The following is a 17,990-nucleotide window of genomic DNA, read 5'->3' on the forward strand; positions in this document are numbered from 1 at the left end:
GTTCCGTTTGAAAGTAATACAAACGTTTGCTCATATTAACCTCAGACTGGTCCAATCCTTATGTAATCGGGATGAATATTCTAGGAAGTATGTTGATTTAATTCATGTAAGCGCTATAATAACAATAACATCATACAACAGCAAACTTTGTTTGTACAAACGTTTGCACAAGTCATTTTCGCTCATTTTCCGTCACTTTTGTGGTGTTTCTTTCTGTAATTTCCTATTTGCTTGATCTCCCACCATCTTCCTTTATTTTTCGTTTCTCCTCTTTACCATGAAGTAGTTAGCAATTGATTTATCGAAGTCTTTGAATTAACATAGGAGACATGTTGAAATGCTTGTACAGAAGGGATTTTTCACATGATTACAATCAAAGATATTGCCAAATTGGCGGGTGTATCCCCTTCTACGGTCTCACGGGTTATTTCCAACCATCCCAGAATCAGTTCGGAAACATCACTCAAAGTGAAGCAAATCATGAAAGAAATGAATTATCATCCCAATATGATGGCCAAAAGCCTTGTTTCCAAAACGACTCAAACCCTGGGTATCATGCTGCCCCGACCTGCTGAAGAGCTGTTTCAGAACTACTTTTTCGGAGAATTGCTTCGGGGAATCATTACCCATGCCACCCGTATGAATTATGAACTTCTTCTCTCCACCGAAACGTCTTCCAGCGATGAATTGAATGCCATATCTCGCCTGGTACATGGGCGGCGCGTGGATGGCATTTTGCTGCTTGGCTCCAAACGGGAAGACCCGATTATTTCATTTTTGGAGGCGGAAAAGTTTCCTTTTGTACTGATCGGCCGCAGCGAAACGCATCCTGATGCTCCGATGGTGGACAACAACAATGTACAGACAGCTTTCGATGCAACCACACATCTGATTGCCCAAGGGCATAAACGAGTCGGATTTGTTAGCGGACCACCAGATTTGACGTTGTCTCATGATCGCCTGCTTGGATACAAAAATGCGCTTGAAGAAGCGGGTCTTGATGCTAACAATGACTGGATCGTGGAGGGAGAATTCCTGCAGGAAAGCGGCTTCCGGTCGATGTCCCTGTTCATGTCGCTACCCGACAGGCCTACCGCTCTCGTTGTCATCGACGACAATGTTGCGTTTGGCGTGCTTCGCGCTCTGGCCGAGCTGGGATACAACGTTCCTGAAGATATAAGTGTTGTGAGCTTTAACAACATTGCCTTGTCGGAACTTGCTTCGCCGCCGCTTAGTTCGATTGATATCGGAACTTATCAGCTGGGCTATACTGCGGTTCAGGTATTGTTAAAAATTCTAAACGGTGAACACCTGCCTCAGAATCCTGTTATTATTCCGCACCGCTTGATTGTTCGGGATTCGTCCCTATTTACGTTATCCGGGAATGCGTAGGCATGTTTGTGCAAACGTTTGTCCTACTGGCCTAATGTTCCACATTCACGCCTGTTGTGGACATGCAAAAAGAAGCCCATACATTGGTATGAGCTTCTTTCCATATTTCAGTTATAAACGATGGATTAGTAAGAGCTCCATCCTGCATCTGCCGTTACAACTGTTCCGTTCACGAAGCTGGATTCATCGGAACCAAGGAATAGCGCCACCTGTGCAATTTCTTCACTCGTCCCCACACGCGGATTGATCGCCATGCCCAGCTGTTGTCGCCCTGCACCAAATGGGCTTATCCCGTCCATGGACGAACTGATGTTGGTTGCCACCCCGCCTGGAGCAATGGCATTACAACGAATGCCTTGTTCGGCATACATGAAGCCAGTGTTTTTCGTTAATCCTACCACTGCATGTTTGGAAGCCGTATAGGCTGCACCTGCTCGTCCACCGTTTAACCCACCTGCTGAGGCGATATTCACAATGACTCCTTTTTGTTTCTCCAGGAAGATTGGCAACACTTTGCGTGTTGCACGCATGACACTGGTCGTGTTGATTGCAAATACTCTTTCCCACTTGTCATCCAGAACATCAGCAACTGGCTCCATGCCGTCCATAATGCCTGCATTATTGACCAGAATGTCCACGGTTCCATAGGTGTTAACCGTCGTATCGATCAGGTTCTGAATATCCTCTTCCTTCGCCACATTCGCAACCACAAACGTCGCTTCTCCACCATTTGCCTTGATATCCTCAGCAACTGCCTTCGCTGAAGCTTCATTGATATCCGATACAACCACCTTAGCACCTTCTTGCGCGTAAAGTGTTGCAATTGCTTTGCCCATGCCAGAACCCGCACCTGTTACTACAGCTACTTTATCTTGAAGTCTCATAATTGTATCAACCTCCATGTATTCGTTTACAATAAGTTAACAAACAAATGTTCATTAACTCTTATCATTAGTATAATAAGTCATAGCATTCCTGTTCAATCAGTAAAAGCTTGTCCAATTGTACGTTAATCAACACTTCTAATTCCAAATGTACTTTATCTTAAAATACCTGTTTACGAGGAGTACTGCATATGACCGAACTTCCGAGTTCCATGGATCGAAGAATTAAGAAATCCAAAGCGGCACTAAAGGATGCCCTCATCCAATTGATGCAAAAGCAGCCGTTCAAAGAAATATCCATTACCGATATCGTACAGCTGGCGGATCTGAATCGGGGCACCTTTTACAGGCACTATCAATACAAAGAAGACCTGTTCAATGAGATCATCGATGACATCATTAAGGATCTGGTCTTCTCCTATCGTGAACCTTATCTGGATAAAGAAATATTTGAAGTAAGTCATATGCCCTCTTCGGCAATCAAAATATTCGAACATGTGCATCAGCATGCGCAATTCTACACCCTTGTTGTGAAATCAGAGGCATCATCCAATTTTCAGCAAATGATTTGCGATGTTCTGCGTGACCTTGCCCTTCAGGACCTCAACGAAATATTTCCGTCCCACATCAATCGCGAGCTGCTGGCAAGTTATCAATCCCATGCGATATTCGGCATGATTATTGAATGGATTCGACAAGAATTCAAACATACTCCGGCTTATATGGCAGATGAGTTATTTAAAATCATTAATTTCAAACCTGGTAATGTCGTGTACCATACCTCGTATAAGTCTCCCTAAGTACAACACGTACAGACAAACCAGCATAAGTTTTGAATGAAAGTCTCTCTTTTTCCTCATATTAATCAGGAATCAATTGAATAGTTTCTCAAAATATGGGTAAAAGGTATGAACGCCATATTTAACTATTTACATGTGTACCTAATATAATATGAGGAGGAATCATGATGACATCTTTCAAATATCGACTTGAACAAAAAGAACCCCGTACAGGCCCGGGCGGTATTACCCGCGGTGCTTCCGTTCGGGATTTTCCTGCGTCCATTGGAATAGCTGGCGTATCCATGCGCCTGGAACCGGGAGGCATGCGTGAATTGCACTGGCATGCCAATGCGGCGGAATGGGCTTATGTGATCAGCGGCTCCTGTCGCACCACTGTCATTCATCCGGACGGACATGCGTACACCGATACATTTGAGCCAGGAGATGTGTGGTATTTCCCACGTGGTTACGGACACTCCATTCAGGGATTGGGACCGGACGAATGCCATTTTATTCTGATATTTGATAATGGTGATTTCTCGGAAGATCACACGTTCAGCATTACCGATTTCCTGTCTCATACACCAAACAACATTGTTGCCCAGAATCTTGGGATTACCCCGGAGCGAGCAGCGAAATTGCCTCAGGGCGAAGCCTACTTCGTCAAAGGACCTGTCCCTAATGACAGCTCCTCTTCTGGAACCTATCGCCGCAATTCAGAGCTGACGACTCCCCACCGATACCCGCTGCATGCCAAGCAGCCCAGACGTGCCCCAGGAGGTGGAACACAGCGTACGGTTACTGTCGAAGATTTCCCCATCTCCACCACGATGGCCGGATCATTGATCGAGCTGCAACCAGGCGCATTACGAGAGATGCATTGGCATCCAAACGCCGACGAATGGCAGTATTACATTAGCGGCACTGCCGAAATGACCGTATTTCTGGCAGAAGGTCATGCGGTGACAGAGCAATTCGAAGCAGGTGATGTGGGTTATGCCCCGATGGGTGCAGGTCACTATATCAAAAATACGGGAGATGAGGTCTGCCGTGTGTTAATCGGGTTCAACAGCGGACATTATGAAGCTATTGATCTAAGCGAGTGGCTCGCAGGCAATCCGGATGATGTGCTATCCACGAATCTGGAAATGTCCAAAGAGGAAGCAGAACAGCTTCCGAATGATACTCTTTTTATCGCACCTGACCCGAATAAATCGAAGTCATAGTTCAACTACCCGGTACCTATTAAACATAGGGCTGAGTTAGTAAATCCTTCTGTCTTATATCACGGAACCAATCCATTATCATGGAAAAGGGGTTGGACATCATGGCTTCTGCTTCCGATTCGACCAGTGATCGCAAACATGTGGGGCATACCGTAGAACGACTGGAGCCAGGTCTTTCCCGGCTTCTACTGTCATGTGTGCTTGTGCTGATCTCCGGTTTCATTGATGCGGTCGGATATCTGCAGCTAGGGAAAATATATCTGTCTTTCATGAGTGGTAACAGTACCAAGCTTGGTATCGCTCTATTTGAAGGAGACTTCGCTGTATTAACGAATATAGGTCTAGTCATCTTTTTATTCGTTGTAGGCGCCTTTATCGGTACGTTAATCACAGATCGAGCGGGAAAATGGCGCCTGGCGGGCATCTTGGGCTTTGAATCCCTGCTGTTTGCCGGTGCTATTGCATTCTTGCTGTTCCTCCATACCCAGAGCGTGCTTTTCCCGATTGCCGTTGCCATGGGTATGCAAAACACTATGCACCAGATGGTTGCTCATGCTGATGTGGGCAAAGGATTTGTAACAGGCACATTATTCGGTATTGGACAGGCACTGGCCAAAGCCGTTCGGGGTAAGGCTCCTGCTTCCGAATGGGCAGTACTCGCCCTGTCCTGGGTTATTTTTGTGATCGGTGCAGCTCTGGGAGCACTGTTATTAACCCAAGGAAGCCTGCTGCTTGCCCTGATAGCTTCACTGGCTCTGCTTCTTCTGCTGATCCCCTACGTCCTCCATGTTCAACGTGATTTGACCTAAAAAGCAGGAAAGCAAAAAAAAACGGTTGAACCAGATCTTATCTGAGTTCAACCGTTTTTTGAGGTCATGCATGTAACTTCCTTGTGTTCTTCTCACTGCCTTTCAAACTACAGCCCCAGCTTCTGCCCTTTCTCCAACCGCTGAATCTGTTGCTCTCCGGTATCCGCCAGTTCACGGAACTGATTAATCGTCTCCCGCATCCGTGGCAAGGCCTCCTGCTTATAGAGACTGATGGAGTCGAGCGCGGAAAGCACATCTGTGAAGGCCTGCTTCATCGTATCAACGGAAATGCTGGCCTCATAAGCTTGCTTCTGGATGGCAATGCCCTGATCTTTCAGCATTTTGGACGTACCTGCGATCAGGTCGTTGGTCGTCCGGTTAAGCAGTTCAATCTTCTGCAATACAATCTTCTGATTGTAAAGTGCACTCGCGACGGTGACGGCAATTTTCAATGCCGAGATCGTTACATTTTTGGCGCGATCCACACCGCGGATCAATTCCTTGTTGTTGCGGATGACAACTTCAATTGCCATGATGCCCTGTTGGTTCACCACCAGCATTTGCTGTAAATCCATGACCCGCTGACGAAGTGGGAACAGCACTTCTTCCGTGATAAAACGGACTTTCTCCGGGTCCTCATTCCGTACTTTGGCGGCTTCGATCTGTGCGTCAATCGACTCATCCATCAGCACGCCAAGCTGAATTTCCTTTTGCAGTCGTTTGGTGAGTTCCCGCAGATTTTGCTGTTCAATCTCTAGTGTTGTATTGTCGTTTCTCAGGGTCGCTCTGCCTTTATCCAGCGAAGTCACGATATCGGCGATAACCGCGTCGGCCTTCTGATATTTTAGAAAATAAGCCCGCAACGGATTGAACAATTTGCCGAGGAATCCGGTCTTGGCGAAGTCGACCACGCTAGGGTCGAGATCCTTCAGCTGCATATGCAGCTCGGTCAAGCCTTTGGCGACCTGACCGCCCTCGTCTCCCGTCTTGGACAGATGTCCAACGGAGACTTGAAGCAACGCGTTTTTCTCAGAAGAAGATCTCATCGTGTTCATGCCAAAGCCGTCAATGGATTGCAGAATCTCCTTACGTTTCTCCAACGATTCGAGATCGAGTGTCATGATCATCTCCACATTGGCATTTGCGACTTGCTGCAGTTCCGCCACCTCGGCAGGTACGGGCTTTATTTCCTCCTCTATTACCTTCTGAATTTCCTTCTGGCTAGGTATCTCCATCGAAAACGACATCCAAGTTCCCCCTTCAATTACGTGCTATTTAAAATGGAATAATGAACCTTACATTAGGTCACTTCAAGTGCAGTCCCCGTGCTACATCTGCACGTTGAACAGGTTACCGATTTTGTACACCACATCGTCGGTATCCGCGTTAATGCTAGCTGCTTCGTTAATGCTGGAGATGCTCTCCAAAGCTTTGATGTCCGCGTTATATCCGATCGTGTAGATTGGCACTTTGTACGTCTCAACCAGATCACGAATATCCTTCAGTGTATGCCCCTCATTGGTCTCTCCATCACTTAGGACAAAGATCAGTGGTTTCACATTTGGATTGGTAACCATATAATCTTCAAGCATCTTCATCGCCACGACGATCCCATCAAAGGTTGCCGTACCGCCACCCGCTTGCAGGCTATCCACCGTACCAACAAACATCGACTGCTGATTCGTATCATACTTGGCAATTGGCAGATTCACCGTTACTCCACTAGAGTAGGAAACGAGGCCGATGCTGTTATCTGTGCCAAGGAACTTCTGGCCTTTGCGCAATGATTCCTTGAGTCGGTTCAGCGGTTCGCCGTCCATACTCCCGGATACGTCGGTTACAAATACGGCGGCAATCGGTTTACTGCCGTTCTTTTTCTCTTTCCATACTTTCTGAGCGGACAACAAGGTGCCACCATCCACTGTGTTCAATTCAGACTTGTAGTCCTGCAAGCCGTTGAAGCCGAATTCCTCAGCCGATTGCTGATACTTCGCTTGGGTTACGAATTCTGCATACTTCTTAATGATCTCTTGCTTGTTCTGCGGCAGTTGCCCCAGTGCATACAGCGGGCTGTCATGTCTTACGCCAAAAGGGGTAAAGACGTATCCGCTTTTCAGATCTGCGGTGTTTACGTAAGTCTGGTACTCCAGTACAAATGCGTCCAGTCGGCCTGACTTGGCTGCCTCACGCATCTGAATGGTTGTGGACGCCGTAAACGGTACGTTCGCTTGGAACTTCTCAAAACCCTCAATCGCTTTCTCACCAAGCGGATTGGAGCTGTCGTATGTGTTGAGTGCCGTCACGAGAAAGTTTAGGCCCGTGGAACTGGCAAATGGATCGGTGTACCCCATCGCGAGCTCATTGTTGGCAATCGCTTCGGTCACGGTTTTTACATTAACCGATCCGTACGTGTCGACCAGCGCATCATATTTGGCTTTCGAGATGACGATACCAGGAACGTTCCCCACCAGTCTTTTGGATACCAGGTCTGTCTTTACTCCGCTTGCAGCTACCATCTCGCCCCATAACTCATTCGAAGGGGTAAACGCATCAGGCACATATTTACCAGACTTAATATAATCAGCAGCCGTACCGGATGCGATATTACGTAATTTTACCGAAACCTGTTTGCCGCCAACGGTAATGTTAGCCTTGTTGAACTCTTCGGTGACCTCGGTCAACCAGCCATCTGCTCCGGTTCCCGCCTTTTCAATGGAAGAAAAGATCTCTACATAATCATTCGTTGTATTCTCGACCGTGATCGGAAATTTGGAGATGTCCGGCAGTGATTCAGCCACATCCACCGGGTCGAGATCAATCTGTCCCTTCACGGGTTCAGCCGTTGCCGGCGCAATGTCCGCATACAGCTTGCCTAACTCTTTGCCTGCATTCTCTGTCGTTACCTGTGTGCTGGATTTACCAACGTTCGACGTCAGCGTAATCCCTGCATATACGAGGCCAAACACGAGTACCAGCATCACGATCGATATGAAAAAAAACTTTCCCTTCTTAGCCATACGTACAACCCCTCACTGTCTGTATAATTTGGTGTGCTTGATTAATTGGTCAATTTCTTGCATACATGGCATTTGTTCAATATCTCCTGCTTCAAAGCTGTCCAGGCGGGAGATTTCCAGCATCAATTGGTCAAGCTTCAAAAGAATTTCCTCATTGGTATGAAGCGAGTTTTTCACATAGCTTAGATAGTCGTTATATACTTTGGTCTTTTCTTGAAAAAGCTTCTGGGGAAGTGTTGCGGATTTGGACTTCATCAGGCTGGCGTACTCCGCTTCATCGAACACATTGAGGCGGTTAAGTACACTTCGGATGTTGAGGTATAACAGCTTCTCCACTTCGAGGGTGACCGAAGCAAATTTCTTGTAACTCAGTTCTCCCGGATCAAATCGCTGATTCAGCACGTTCAGGAGGGTTTCCTTCTTTTTCTTCATGCGGCTTAGTTGAGATAATCCCAGTGTGATATCTTCCTCAAGTACTTTAATGCGTCGATAAAAGGATAACGCTTCCACATAGTCTTCATGGGTTTCGATATTCTTCACAGGCAAGACTACCGGCTGTCTGAACAATAAAGTGTAGCTTCCATAGAAGAGAGCCATCACGCTACCGAACAGAAATGTCACCGAGAGCGCTGTTGTAAATGCTCCCCCGCCAAACTCCAGTCCGATGAATCCGGGTGAGAACAATAGAACATTCATGACCACAACGCCGAAGATCAGCCACAGCAGTTTTATGTACTTTATCATGTAAATCATCAGACCTCCTTTCGCGCTATGTGTTGGAGCTTTATGTCGATATTTACCATTGGAGCTTTATTTCATTGTACATGATGTTGCCGCATTCGGGTGGATTAATATGGATATTCATAATATACGTGGCTTGGGCTTATCCCATTTCATCTTTAGAGGGACAACGTGGATAAGATTTTGTAACCTCTGGAAAATGAGCCTGATACCCTTGAACAATCGGTGGCGGAAAAAGAAATGTTATCAGGTAATACGTGGAAATTTGCTGTGCGTGTCATTTTTTATATAGGGCTTATTCGATACGATAAAAATCAAAAAAAAACACCCCGACGCCAGCGCCGGAGTGATGATGGTGTGTGTGCTCATTTTATTTTACGAAAAGATGGATTCCGGTTTACTTCGCGTTGTACGCACCTCCACCACTTTCCCGGCACATCCGTTATCGTCCAACGCCTGGAATGCAACTCGCACACTGTCTTTGCCTGACGTAACCGTCTGGGGGATATCATAGGTTACGTAGAATACTTCACCGATCTTGTTCATATGAATTCGCTGTTCACCGACCACATGTCCATCGACGGCGATACTAAAGATTCTTTCATGCATCGTTCCTTCCCGTTCAAAAGGAGAATGATCCCCGCCCCAGTATGCCACGCATACATAGTTCGGCGCAGAACCATCCACCGCCAGCTGGTAGCTGAAGTAAGCTCCGCTGACACCAAATGCTTCCCGCCACATATGCAGCTTGTTGCGGCTGTCTGTATATGAACCGTTATGATGTTCTGCGCGGCAATTGCTATCCAGATGATGTCCAATCTCATCCTGCTGACCGTCAGGCTGCACCCTGTCGATGGTGATATCATTCAATTCCTTCTCCAGTGCATCCCCTTCATCGTTAAACGGCCAATAGATTGTATAGAACTCATGATGCACATCATAGAACGGAATTAATTTCACAGGGTTACCGTCTGATGTGACATCCTTGCTGATCTCAAACGTCAACGTACTTGCGTCTACGGCCTTGATCCACTCGTGTACATCCTCCTGCTCTGTCCAGATCACAGGTACAGGTGCCGTTTTGGGATTCAGTGCCGTTTCGTCCACGATGGTATCCTCGGGCAGCCCTTCGCTTCCCAGAGCCCCTGCCAGTACAATCGGGCCGTACAGGAATGCCACCTTGTGTGCATCATCCCGGGATGTGTATTGGTGAAGCGACATCGGCAGCGTGATGGTGATGACATCACCAGCGGTCCATGTGCGCTCGATGTTGAGGTATCCGGCTTCCATCCGGGTATGCGGATGGGCCGTATCCCCGTTGACTGTTGCCGTCATGGGCTCCTGCAGCCATGAGGGCACACGTAGTCTAAGATTGGCCGAGGCGCTGCCTTCGGTGATCGTAAGGGTTACCTTTTCCGAATAAGGAAAGTCGGTTTCGAGCTTCAGTGATATGCCTTGGGATTTCCAGTCCAATTGGGAAGCGATATATAGATTTACGTACAGATCCTGCTCATCCTCGAAGTAGATTGCCTCGGCGTATTTGCCCGGGTTCTCCATGCCAGATCCTGTGCAGCACCACCAGGCAGTATCGTGAGTACCGTAGATTTTGTAGTGGCCTTGCAGTGTTGATGCAAAATACGTTTTGTTGCCTGTGTCCGGGTCCTGTGTGCCCAGGATATGGTTGAAGATCGCATTTTCATAATAGTCCATGTAGGCACTGTCGGGATTCCAGGTGTAGAGCTGCTTCGTCAGATGCATCATGTTGTGTGTACAGCAGCTCTCTCCGGTTTTGATGCCGAGACTCTCCATGCCTTTCGCTTCATAATGCTCCGAAATGCTCGTAGCACCAAATACATAAGACCGATGATGAATCGTAGTGTCCCAGAAAAACTCCGCCGCTGTCCGGTAGCTCTCGTGATTATGATCCTGATTGTATATTTCAGCTGCACCGATGACTTTCGGAATCTGCGTATTCGCATGTTTGCCCTGAAGATCGTCCTGCTTGTGCTCCAACGGTTCGAGGATTAATTGATGTGTGAATTTGTTGGCTATCTCAAGGTATACAGACTTCCCGGTGATTCCATACAAATGGGCAAACACTTCATTCATGCCACCATGTTCACATTGAAGCATGACCTGCATCTGTTCTTCGGTCATCGGGCTCAGACCTTCTACCGCCCAATCTGCAAACTGTGTTACCACATCAAGGGCCTGCCCGTTGCCCGTTAATTTGTATGCATCAATTAGTCCGCGATAGATCTTGTGCACACTGTACCATGGAACCCAATATTCACCGATGTTAAAACCACCAATGTGTTCTGCCCGAAATGCAATGCGGAAAGCTTCTTCGGTTAAGCCGCCGACATACCCGCTGCCCGTTGTCAGCTGAATAGTTGCAAGCTCACTGACGGCATAATCCAGCGTTTGCTTTAACGTTTCATTACCTGTCGCCTGATAGGTCACAGCCAGGGCAGACAGATAGTGTCCAAGGGAATGCCCGCTAATCGAGCGTGCCTCCCAACCCGCGTATCGTTCCTTTTTCGCCGGTAACCCATGGGCCTCAAAACACGGTGCCAGAAAACGATCAATGTCCAGTGATAACAAATACTTTTCTCCAACTTCCTGTGACGTTTGAAAAACGCCATTTAACAGATCTACATGCTCAGGTCCCAGAAATCCCTTTTTGGTTTCAATCATTCTGCTCGCTCCTCCTCGGTATGTAGTGGATATTTAGAAGTACTTATATAAGTGTACAAAGGGTAAAATCCGTTTTTAAATTCATGTGTCCTTTACGAACTTTCTTCATACAGGCCTTGAATATCCTCATATTATCAAATAAAATACAACTACATCAGACTCATAATCCAAGAAAAGGTGGAGAAATCCGTCCTATGCAAAAGCCATTGGAACATTACTTGTGCGGCAAGTTCATAACCGAAGGCAATTGGAGCCATATGAAGCGCAGCATGCCTGTTCACGAGGTCATTTTGATGTTGGAAGGCGAGATGTACATTGCCGAGGAGGACGAGCAGTTTGTGGTTCGTGCAAATGATCTGCTATTTCTGAGGGCTGGACACATCCATTATGGCTATCAGGTCAGCGATGCTCCCGTCAGCTTTTATTGGGTACATTATGATTCGATTGAGAAAGAGTTCGACCAGTATCCCACCCATGCGACTATTCAGGTTCCGTCCACCGCCAATCAGCTGTTCAAGCAATTGCTGCATAGTTCATCGTTCTCACCGGAAGAAGCAGACGCGGCATTGCTGCTGCTGCTCAAAGAACTGGAACGCAACACACAGGCGGGTTATCGGCCGCACAATGCGATCGTTGACCACATCTGCAAGTGGGTGGATATTCATCTGCATACCGACATTACGGTTGGAAAGATTGCCGAGACTTTTAATTTTAACAAGGACTATATCTCCAAAATGGTAAAACGTGAGAAAGGCATTGGGCTCAAAACCTATATCCTCACGGAACGGATTCGCCGGGCTAAGCAGATGCTGCTCAATACCAATGCCAGTGTGAAAGAAATTGCGGGGCAATGCGGTTTTTCGGATTACAAACTCTTCCTGCGCATGTTCAAACAATACGAAGGCAATACTCCCACCGAATATCGCAATAATTTGTATTCCACACAGCTCAATCGCCTATAATGAACCTTATACGTGCGAACCTTGGATGTCTTGTGCGGAAGTACCAACTCATAGAATTTCATGAGTCATATATAGAAAATTTGAATTAATCCAGTACCATTGGGTGTGATACAATTCAAGTCAACTATATCTCTTATCAAACCAAGATTAAATCAGAAGGAGAACTTGAGATGACAACGGCAGTAACGATTCATCCCGCTACAGAAGCTGACCATGAAGAAATTGTACATATTCTCATTGAAAGTTACTCCGAGTACCGGGACACGTTCCAAACACAGGAACAATGGGAACATTATTTGAAGGACATTCGGGAATCGCCGAGCAATCCTTATATCAAGCAATTATGGATTGCCAAAATAGATAATCAGATTGTTGGAACGGTCCAATTGTTTGAGACTGCGCATAAGGCTTATCCGAGCTTCGAGTTGCCTATTGATTATCCGTTTATTCGACTGCTGGGCGTTGATCCCAAGTGGAGAGGTCACGGTATTGCCAGAGAATTGCTTCGACAATGTGTTGAGTCTGCTAAAGACATGGGCAAAAATACGGTGTATTTATATACGGGCGGCCAGATGGTCAACGCGATCCGATTATACGAACGTTTCGGTTTTGTAGAAGACCCGGAATTCAGTTCCGAGAGTGGTGGAGGCAAAGCGATTTGCTACCGATATGATTCATAATTCTCGCAAATGGTACTAAGCGCGGATAACACAAAAAGGGATACCATAAGTCATTAACATGACAGAGGGTATCCCTTTTTAGCGGTTATTCTGAGCTAAAGAATCGGAATAGAGCCGCAAATGCTATTCGCTCCATTTTCCACACTATTAACCGCCGATTTCCACCAGAATTTTCGCATGGCTCTTGTCGGTCATGAGCAGTTCAAGTCCTTCCTGAACGATGTCGTCCAGCTTGATTTTTCTGGTGATCACCTGTTTCACATCAAGTGCTCCCTCAGCAATCAAAGAGATGACTTCAGGGAAGATATGACGGTAGGCCAGCGTTGCTGTCAGGTTCGCTTCTTTCACTAACAGATCGAAGAAATTCACCTGTAGTGGATTCGGAATTGCTGCGATGACAACAACTTCTCCACCTTTTTTGATCACAGCTACGGCGCTATCCATGGTTGGCTGTACACCTGCCGCTTCATATGCTACATCTATTCCGCCAGACTGCTGCAAAATCACTTCAGTGGCATTAACTTTGGCACTATTCACCGGAATGGCTCCCAGCTTGGCAGCCAAATTCAAGCGTTCTTCAAATACATCGACTGCATAGATCGTGGAAGCTCCAGCAGCTTTGGCTGAAAGGATCGTCAGCAGTCCAATCGGACCTGCACCATATACGGCAACCTTCTGACCCACTTTTAATTTGCTATGGCGAACCGCATGGAAAGCTACCGCTGTAGGCTCAACCAGTGCGCCCTCTTCAAAGGAGACGTTATCCGGCAATTTGTGCACCATATACGCTTCAACCACAACATATTCAGCAAAGCCACCATCACCGTTCAGTCCCACAAATCCGAACTCGGTACATTGGTTATAACGCCCCTGAATACAGTACTCACACTGTCCGCAATGATACAACGGTTCAACAACAACACGGTCCCCTACACTGATACCGCTTACATCACTTCCCAATTCACTGACCGTTCCTGCAAACTCATGACCAAGTGTCAGCGGGGCTTTCTGTCCTGAAAGCGGGTGGTTCTGCCCTTCCTGAATGCCTACGCCATGATGATAAGCGTGCAAGTCACTGCCGCAGATTCCTGCGTACTCGACTTTAATTTTCACTTGTCCTGATTGGGCTACCGGTATTTCCCGTTCTTCGACCCGGACATCTTTTTTGGCATACCATACTGCTGCTTTCATAAGATACATCCCCTTTGGTTTATCTTGTCTACCTGAGATTCAACTACTGTCTATTAATTATATCGCTGTTCATGTATTATTCATATTTATAGATACTAATGTTAATATTACTTGTACTAATGCTAAAACGGAGATGAAACCATGAATCTGGAACAACTTGAATATGTCGTTGAAATTGCCAAAACCCAATCGTTCTCGGCTGCCTCGGAGCACCTGCATGTCACTCAGTCGGCAATCAGCCAATCTGTACATCGACTTGAAAATGAGCTGGGTATGATCCTGTTCGAACGCTCGCGCCATGGGACGTTCCCCACCCCTGAAGGCAAACAGTTTATTGCCAAGGCACTCGATATTTTGCAGCGAATTGATGAATTGAAATCACTGAATGCCGAGACATCCTCGTTAACCGGAGACCTGCATGTTGCTACTTTTCCAAGTGTGATGCCTTACCTTGTTCAGACTGCTGCAGATATGAAACGTGAGCACCCTCAATTGAATATTGCCATTGAAGAGAAAGGTTCCATGGAAATTATCGAGGACATCCGTAACAACAGAACCCACCTGGGCTTCATCGCCATCTACGCCAAACAATTGAGGGAATTCGATGGACTGCACTTCAGTCCTATGTATTCAGGCAAACTGGTTGTATGCACTCATCACCAATCCGAACTAGCCAAGCTTAACCGGGTTACTCCCGAACAATTAAAAGAACATAAGCTTGCTCTGTATCGTGATGGATTTATCGAAGATTTCCTGCAGGAGTTCACGTATGATTATGGCCCTCTGTCCATCCTGTTCAAAACGAACAACTCGGAAGCGATCAGCACCGTTCTAAGAAACAATATTGCCGCCACCATTGGTCATGACTTTTCCTTCTACCAACATCCGCTATGGAAAGAAGGCATTGCAAAAATGGTAGAGATCGCCTCGATCGACCAACCTAAAATGCAAATCGGCTTCGTACAGACCGAATCCAAGGAGGTTGCTGTGGCCGCAGAGCGATTTGCTCAACGCTTCAGACAGGCAATTGAGCTGGATCAGTTATGATGCCAGAGTCTAAGTCATAATTGGGATGTCAAAAAAAACACTCCGGTGTTTGCACCAGAGTGTTCCACATTTGATAAGGATTCAACTTACTGCTTACTGCTTGCTTCCTTTATACCTTTACTTTTCTTACAGCTTCGCTCAATTCAATCGTATGCCGCCTCAGCAGGGTGGACGTTTGTGCCACCTTCTGGAACATGCTCGACTGCTCCCCTGTCAAACGATAAATGTCATCCGAATGATCTGAAACGCCGGATGAAATTTGCGAGATCGTATTGACCGATGCTGCCGCTTCCTCGGAACCCGCCGATATTTCCTCCGCTGCTGCGGATACCTCCTGGATACGATGTGTTACCACACGAAACGCCTCAACCATATGCGTAAAGGCAAGCTCTGCTTCTGCTGTGCTCGTCACCCCCTGGCCGATCTCTTGCGAGGTAACATCCATCTGTGATCCGATATGCTGGGACTCCTTCTGAATACCGAGCAACAAATCCGATATCGTCTGCACAGATGTGCCTGAAGCCTCAGCCAATTTTCGTACTTCATCCGCTACAACGGCAAATCCCTTCCCATGCTCTCCTGCATGAGCGGCTTCAATTGAAGCATTCAGCGCCAGCAGCTTGGTCTGACTCGCAAAATCCCGCACCGTATGAAGTGCACCGCCGATTTGCTGTGAGAAGTTGTTAAGCACCTGGACCATGGCTACAACTTCAGCAGATACAGCCGAAATGCTCTCCATCTGTTTCTTCATTTGCGTCATGCTCTGCTTACCCGATTGTGCCGTAGCAAGCGCAGTTGTTGCAGCGTCGGACACGGCTGTAGATGACTCTGAAATATCGGTAATCCCTTTAGCGATTTCTTCCATCGCATTGGCGCTGTCGCTAGCACCTTGCTTCTGGGTATGCGCTCCCTGTCTGATCTGCTGCACGGATTGGTCAACACTCTTATTCATCTCAAGCATATCTTCTGCATCACGATTGAATTGCTCCGTTGATTCCGCGAGAATATCCGTGGTTACCGAAACACCCGCGACCATGTCGCCAATCATTTTATTTAAGTCCCCAGACATATGAATCATCGCCTTGAATGTGCTGCCAATCTCATCCTCACTTTGCAGCCGATACGCGGTCAGGATTCGATTGGCTTCCGCCAGCTCACCTTGCGCCATTTGTTCGACGCTTGCCTTCAACGGTTTCAGCGGTCGCAGGCCTCTTACGATGAACCACAATACAACTGCGATGCCTGAAACCGTGATGAACAACAACAGGGCATACAACGGAATGCTAGATTTCATAATATCTGACTCAATACTTCCAATGACCGACACAGCTGTATCGATTCCTAACACACCCGTTAAGGCCCCATTACTGTCCAGAATCGGAGCGTATGAGGAAATATATTCGCCATACTCCTCATTATTAATGATAGGGGAACTGGCTGTTTTCCCTTGCAAGAGCTTTTGGACTGCATCACCTGGGATATCCGTCACTTCATTGATCGGTGATGCTTTATCTGCATCTTTCATGCCGTCCACCATAATGAGAGGTGTGCCTGTATCGTCTATTTTTACAAAATACACATACATCGCACCGATGCTCACACGAAAATCATCCAGCTCATCACGAATCTTCAAGAACACGTCATTTTCCTTGGGGTCTTTGGCAAATTCCACATACGGTCCTGTATCCAGCTGTTTCACATAACTCTCGGCAATTTGAATATTGTAACTCGATATGGCCTCCTGCGCGGCTAGCTTCATATTCGCCAGCTGAAGCAGCATGCTTCCCGCAGATATAATCACAATGACCAAGGTAACAATGGCAACAATGCGAACAACCAAACGTTTCTTGAAAAAACCGACCATCCAATCCTCTTCCTCTCACACCTGTATGTAAGCCTTTTCGACTACGCCCTATCCAAAAACTACATGCTCGAAGCACTATGTAATGTGAAAATAGTATATGAAGTTGTCGAATTAGGCAAGAAAATATTGGATAGAGATTAGAACACTATCATCACTGTGTTAGCTTTATTTTTATAGAAGTATATCCATCTTTGTTTCGATGAAACTGTTACGCTTTTATACAAAGAAAAACTCCGACGTATGCGTCAGAGTTTAGTCAACATGGGTAGGTTAAGCCTGGTTTTCGTAAGTGATCTCACGGATTCATCTCCAATTAAACCCATTAAGAGATATCGGTATACACCACTGAGTTAATAGGGATTTCAGATTGGTTTATTGACTTACCAACGCATATACCAATGCTCTTCTTATTCATTAATGAACTTGAGATTTGTACTGAAACCACATCTATTGGAAATTCCTTATTGTCAGGTGTTCGAACAACAATATGATTATGGATTCGCTTTTTGATCTGATCATGGCTTAGGTAATCAAGATCAGGATTGATACCCACTAAAATAGTGCCATATTCGGATGATTCAAAAACATCTCCAACCTTCATCAATTTATGCATATTTATCATCCTTTCTATCTGTGTTGAATATAAAGTTCATTCTTCACATCTTGTACACGGAGATCTGCGTTTTTTAATCTCGTTA

General features: G+C 46.4%; 15 protein-coding genes. 7 read left to right on the forward strand and 8 right to left on the reverse strand.

Annotated elements, in window-relative coordinates; genetic code table 11:
- Positions 1-363: 363 nt before the first annotated feature.
- Complete coding sequence (locus tag ACR1R9_RS22630) at positions 364-1,392, forward strand: LacI family DNA-binding transcriptional regulator (protein WP_064640517.1); 1,029 nt, start codon at positions 364-366, stop codon at positions 1,390-1,392.
- 125 nt (positions 1,393-1,517) lie between these two features.
- Here ACR1R9_RS22630 and ACR1R9_RS22635 read toward each other — a convergent pair whose 3' ends face one another.
- Complete coding sequence (locus ACR1R9_RS22635) at positions 1,518-2,276, reverse strand: SDR family oxidoreductase (protein ID WP_076290385.1); 759 nt, start codon at positions 2,274-2,276, stop codon at positions 1,518-1,520.
- 191 nt (positions 2,277-2,467) lie between these two features.
- Between ACR1R9_RS22635 and ACR1R9_RS22640 the strand changes: the two genes are divergently transcribed.
- The 3 genes from ACR1R9_RS22640 (at position 2,468) to ACR1R9_RS22650 (ending at position 5,093) form a co-directional block, all read left to right on the forward strand.
- Entirely contained in the window at positions 2,468-3,076 is a 609-nt protein-coding gene (locus ACR1R9_RS22640; protein WP_076290386.1) for a TetR/AcrR family transcriptional regulator, read from the forward strand.
- Positions 3,077-3,240: 164 nt separating this feature from the next.
- Positions 3,241-4,284, forward strand: a complete 1,044-nt coding sequence (locus tag ACR1R9_RS22645; protein WP_231952700.1) for a cupin domain-containing protein — start codon at positions 3,241-3,243, stop codon at positions 4,282-4,284.
- Positions 4,285-4,385: 101 nt separating this feature from the next.
- Positions 4,386-5,093, forward strand: a complete 708-nt coding sequence (locus ACR1R9_RS22650) for a YoaK family protein (RefSeq protein WP_433922629.1) — start codon at positions 4,386-4,388, stop codon at positions 5,091-5,093.
- 107 nt (positions 5,094-5,200) lie between these two features.
- Here ACR1R9_RS22650 and ACR1R9_RS22655 read toward each other — a convergent pair whose 3' ends face one another.
- The 4 genes from ACR1R9_RS22655 to ACR1R9_RS22670 form a co-directional block, all read right to left on the reverse strand.
- On the reverse strand, positions 5,201-6,340 hold the full coding sequence (locus tag ACR1R9_RS22655; protein ID WP_063566020.1) for a toxic anion resistance protein: 1,140 nt from the start codon (positions 6,338-6,340) through the stop codon (positions 5,201-5,203).
- Positions 6,341-6,421: 81 nt separating this feature from the next.
- Positions 6,422-8,110 (reverse strand): VWA domain-containing protein, encoded by a 1,689-nt coding sequence (locus ACR1R9_RS22660; protein ID WP_433922628.1) that lies wholly within the window; start codon positions 8,108-8,110, stop codon positions 6,422-6,424.
- A gap of 12 nt (positions 8,111-8,122) precedes the next feature.
- Complete coding sequence (locus ACR1R9_RS22665) at positions 8,123-8,854, reverse strand: NfeD family protein (RefSeq protein ID WP_433922627.1); 732 nt, start codon at positions 8,852-8,854, stop codon at positions 8,123-8,125.
- A 372-nt stretch (positions 8,855-9,226) separates the two neighbouring features.
- A complete protein-coding gene (locus tag ACR1R9_RS22670) occupies positions 9,227-11,548 on the reverse strand; it encodes a beta-L-arabinofuranosidase domain-containing protein (protein ID WP_433922626.1) in 2,322 nt (773 codons plus the stop codon).
- A gap of 194 nt (positions 11,549-11,742) precedes the next feature.
- Between ACR1R9_RS22670 and ACR1R9_RS22675 the strand changes: the two genes are divergently transcribed.
- Positions 11,743-12,510 (forward strand): helix-turn-helix transcriptional regulator, encoded by a 768-nt coding sequence (locus ACR1R9_RS22675; protein ID WP_099855429.1) that lies wholly within the window; start codon positions 11,743-11,745, stop codon positions 12,508-12,510.
- Positions 12,511-12,680: 170 nt separating this feature from the next.
- Entirely contained in the window at positions 12,681-13,190 is a 510-nt protein-coding gene (locus ACR1R9_RS22680; RefSeq protein ID WP_433922625.1) for a GNAT family N-acetyltransferase, read from the forward strand.
- Between the two features lie 147 nt (positions 13,191-13,337).
- Here ACR1R9_RS22680 and ACR1R9_RS22685 read toward each other — a convergent pair whose 3' ends face one another.
- Positions 13,338-14,381 carry a 2,3-butanediol dehydrogenase gene (locus ACR1R9_RS22685; RefSeq protein WP_433922624.1) on the reverse strand — a complete coding sequence of 348 codons (1,044 nt, stop codon included), beginning with the start codon at positions 14,379-14,381 and terminating at the stop codon, positions 13,338-13,340.
- Positions 14,382-14,522: 141 nt separating this feature from the next.
- Between ACR1R9_RS22685 and ACR1R9_RS22690 the strand changes: the two genes are divergently transcribed.
- Entirely contained in the window at positions 14,523-15,428 is a 906-nt protein-coding gene (locus tag ACR1R9_RS22690) for a LysR family transcriptional regulator (RefSeq protein WP_163758656.1), read from the forward strand.
- A gap of 109 nt (positions 15,429-15,537) precedes the next feature.
- Here the strand turns inward: ACR1R9_RS22690 and ACR1R9_RS22695 are convergent, their stop codons facing one another.
- The gene (locus ACR1R9_RS22695) at positions 15,538-17,292 is read right to left on the reverse strand and encodes a methyl-accepting chemotaxis protein (RefSeq protein ID WP_433922623.1); all 1,755 of its coding nucleotides are present in this window, start codon (positions 17,290-17,292) and stop codon (positions 15,538-15,540) included.
- Positions 17,293-17,614: 322 nt separating this feature from the next.
- Positions 17,615-17,905 carry a hypothetical protein gene (locus tag ACR1R9_RS22700; RefSeq protein WP_433922622.1) on the reverse strand — a complete coding sequence of 97 codons (291 nt, stop codon included), beginning with the start codon at positions 17,903-17,905 and terminating at the stop codon, positions 17,615-17,617.
- Positions 17,906-17,990 lie beyond the last annotated feature (85 nt).

Source organism: Paenibacillus taichungensis (assembly GCF_050994985.1).
In the GTDB taxonomy this organism is placed as follows: Bacteria; Bacillota; Bacilli; order Paenibacillales; family Paenibacillaceae; genus Paenibacillus; species Paenibacillus taichungensis.

Bases quoted from the DNA above. Each gene is read 5' to 3' on its own strand.
- ACR1R9_RS22690 (WP_163758656.1), top strand. From the start codon at position 14,523: ATGAATCTGGAACAACTTGAATATGTCGTTGAAATTGCCAAAACCCAA.
- ACR1R9_RS22695 (WP_433922623.1), bottom strand. From the start codon at position 17,292: ATGGTCGGTTTTTTCAAGAAACGTTTGGTTGTTCGCATTGTTGCCATT.
- ACR1R9_RS22670 (WP_433922626.1), bottom strand. From the start codon at position 11,548: ATGATTGAAACCAAAAAGGGATTTCTGGGACCTGAGCATGTAGATCTG.
- ACR1R9_RS22665 (WP_433922627.1), bottom strand. From the start codon at position 8,854: ATGATAAAGTACATAAAACTGCTGTGGCTGATCTTCGGCGTTGTGGTC.
- ACR1R9_RS22655 (WP_063566020.1), bottom strand. From the start codon at position 6,340: ATGTCGTTTTCGATGGAGATACCTAGCCAGAAGGAAATTCAGAAGGTA.
- ACR1R9_RS22635 (WP_076290385.1), bottom strand. From the start codon at position 2,276: ATGAGACTTCAAGATAAAGTAGCTGTAGTAACAGGTGCGGGTTCTGGC.
- ACR1R9_RS22645 (WP_231952700.1), top strand. From the start codon at position 3,241: ATGATGACATCTTTCAAATATCGACTTGAACAAAAAGAACCCCGTACA.
- ACR1R9_RS22680 (WP_433922625.1), top strand. From the start codon at position 12,681: ATGACAACGGCAGTAACGATTCATCCCGCTACAGAAGCTGACCATGAA.
- ACR1R9_RS22630 (WP_064640517.1), top strand. From the start codon at position 364: ATGATTACAATCAAAGATATTGCCAAATTGGCGGGTGTATCCCCTTCT.
- ACR1R9_RS22650 (WP_433922629.1), top strand. From the start codon at position 4,386: ATGGCTTCTGCTTCCGATTCGACCAGTGATCGCAAACATGTGGGGCAT.
- ACR1R9_RS22640 (WP_076290386.1), top strand. From the start codon at position 2,468: ATGACCGAACTTCCGAGTTCCATGGATCGAAGAATTAAGAAATCCAAA.
- ACR1R9_RS22660 (WP_433922628.1), bottom strand. From the start codon at position 8,110: ATGGCTAAGAAGGGAAAGTTTTTTTTCATATCGATCGTGATGCTGGTA.
- ACR1R9_RS22685 (WP_433922624.1), bottom strand. From the start codon at position 14,381: ATGAAAGCAGCAGTATGGTATGCCAAAAAAGATGTCCGGGTCGAAGAA.
- ACR1R9_RS22675 (WP_099855429.1), top strand. From the start codon at position 11,743: ATGCAAAAGCCATTGGAACATTACTTGTGCGGCAAGTTCATAACCGAA.
- ACR1R9_RS22700 (WP_433922622.1), bottom strand. From the start codon at position 17,905: ATGCATAAATTGATGAAGGTTGGAGATGTTTTTGAATCATCCGAATAT.